2 protein-coding genes are annotated in these 2,564 nt (G+C 45.6%); both read right to left on the bottom strand.

Annotated elements, in window-relative coordinates; all coding sequences use genetic code 11:
* Positions 1–66 precede the first annotated feature (66 nt).
* On the bottom strand, positions 67–1,239 hold the full coding sequence (neuC, locus tag IBX50_RS19570; protein WP_292258074.1) for a UDP-N-acetylglucosamine 2-epimerase: 1,173 nt from the start codon (positions 1,237–1,239) through the stop codon (positions 67–69).
* Positions 1,236–2,396 carry a LegC family aminotransferase gene (locus IBX50_RS19575; RefSeq protein ID WP_292258075.1) on the bottom strand — a complete coding sequence of 387 codons (1,161 nt, stop codon included), beginning with the start codon at positions 2,394–2,396 and terminating at the stop codon, positions 1,236–1,238. Before IBX50_RS19575 ends, neuC begins: the two co-directional genes overlap by 4 nt.
* Between the last annotated feature and the right edge of the window lie 168 nt (positions 2,397–2,564).

Below are 2,564 nucleotides of genomic sequence, written 5' to 3' on the forward strand. Positions count from 1 at the left end.
AACTGAAAAGCAAGGTCGCGGTCACCATTATGGTTTACGCCAGCTTCGGCAATGACCAAGGTGGAATTATTCATTTTCCGGATTCTGATTGAAATTAAAAAATTGTTTTGGTTGATATTCAGGTAAAGATCGAAGAAATTTCAGTATTTGGTTGCAGGTGTCGCCCTGACCATAAGGGCTGCTAGCAATCTTTGCCTGCTCTTGAAACTCAGAGGATAGTGCCTTGTTTAGGGCGCTTTGAATGGATGGTGCGTTAGCCTGGCAATGAATAACAGACGATCCAGCAGTACGTCCCTTCTGTCGAATACCTATATTGACAGTAGGTGTCTTCAGGCTGGGTACTTCAATTAGCCCGCTTGAAGAATTTCCAATGACTGCATCAGCATGGCAGACTGCAGAAAGGTAACGCTGTGTACCCAGCGAGTTAACTGCAGTTGCTTGTTCTGGATATTGCATAATATGTTGCTTGATATGGTGAATGATGCAATGCCCCCCCTGGTCTGCATTTGGAAAAGTGAATAGCTGTTTGTGATGGGGGAAGTTTTGCAGAGCACTTAGCAACTCAAGAAAAGTTTTTTCCGGATCTTCGATTTTCTCTCCGGAAGTGACAGGATGGTAGGTAATTAAGAAAAAGGAAACGCCAAGATCAAAGTTAAGGCTTTTGCTAAGTTGGTTACGGGGAAGAAGCTCTGTGCGATAAATATTTTCCACTCCAAGTGCACCACTATTGATCACGTATTTTGGGTTTTCACCAAGCTGCAGGACACGTGAGCGATGCTCTTCATTACTGACAAAGTGATAGTGTGCCATTTTAGTAATAGCGTGGCGGATTGAGTCATCAATCGCACCCTCTGTGATTTCTCCGCCATGCAGATGAAGTATAGGTATATGCAGGATCATGGCAGTCTGTGCAATCGCTAATGCCTCAAAGCGGTCACCGAGAATCACCACGCAGTCAGGTTTGAGGCGATTCAGGGCATCAGTGAATCCAATCACTCCTAGGCCAATAGACTTGGCAATACCCACCTCACTTGACGACGAGAGGAGCATCTCAACCTTTTCGTTGATGTGAAACTCTTTCTCAATTTCATTAGCTGTATAGCCAAACTCAGGAGATAGGTGCATTCCACTGACAATAAGCTGTAACTCCAGATCAGGATCAGCTTGAATTCCTTTCATCAGCCAGTAGAGCAAGCCATATTCAGCACGTGTTCCAGTGAATACAGCAATCTTTTTCAAACTGAATCTCCTAACTTTACGCTACTTGGTAAATTCACAACTCGCTCTTCCAGCCACTGGGCATTAGGCAGGTCTCCTTGGCGGCAGTTTTTGTACATAGGTAAATGATTCATCAAAGCCCAAATGGGGCGAGTCATCACACCTTCATTGTTGGTGCTGTCCAGCAGCGCATCTCTCTGTTTTTTGTCTTCACAGATCACACCATTCAACCAGTAGTTGGAACGGCAATCGGTTGGCTCGGTTATAAATTGCATGGAAGAACCCTGAAAGAAGCCTTGATAGTTACTTGCGAGTTCACGTTTGATAGTTATGAACTTTTCTAACTGCTCCAACTGAGCACATCCCAATGCCGCGTTCATATTCGGCATTCGGAAGTTGTAACCCAGTTCGTCGTGAATGTACTCATAGGTGTGTGGCTTTTTGGATGTGGTAGTAAGGTGTTTGGCTTTTGCAGCAGTTGGCTCATCCGCTAGAATCATACCGCCACCACCTGTTGTGATAATCTTGTTGCCGTTAAAGCTGAGTGCACCAATTTCACCAAAAGTTCCGGTATGCTGCCCTTTGTAGAAACTACCCAGGGACTCTGCCGCGTCCTCGACCAGAGCAAGGCTCCACTCACGAGTCACTCTTATTAAACTATCCAGCTCAGCAGGGTGACCAAAGGTATGCATAGGCACACAGGCACGAATCACTTTGTTATCAAGGCGGGTTCTGCACAAACCCTCAGCATCGACAAAGGCATTTTCAGACAACCATTGCTCCAAGGCTTGTGGTGATAATCCCAAAGTATCACGATCCACATCCACAAATACCGGTTCAGCACCACAGTAGGCAATGGCATTACAAGTCGCAACAAAGGTGAGCGGCTGGGTAATTACCAGATCACCAGATGCAACTCCGGCAAGCTTTAAGGCTACGTGTAAAGCAGCTGTACCATTCACAGTTGCAACTGCCTTGGGTGAGCCTGTGTAGCTGGCGACATCTTGCTCGAACCGATCCACATAGGCTCCGACACTGGAGACAAAAGTAGACTCCAGTGTATTCACCACGTAATCTTTTTCGTGTCCGGAAAAAACAGGAGCGTGCAGCGGTATGACATCCGATGTTCTGTAGTAGTCACGAATAAAGTCAATAAGCATGTCTGCACTTTTAGACATTGTATAAACCAGTTTTGTAGTGGCGCAGGTTTTCAGGCTGAGTAAACCAGTCTATTGTTTTCTTTAAACCATCTTTGATGTTAGTTTGTGGTTGGTAACCAGTTAAGGCATGGAGTTTTTGGTTGCAGCCCCATAGGCGGAAAACTTCAGACTTCTCAGGTCTGATGC

Source organism: Marinospirillum sp., from assembly GCF_014859565.1.

Excerpts from the sequence above, each read along its gene's own strand:
- IBX50_RS19575 (WP_292258075.1), bottom strand. The coding sequence starts at position 2,396 with ATGTCTAAAAGTGCAGACATGCTTATTGACTTTATTCGTGACTACTAC.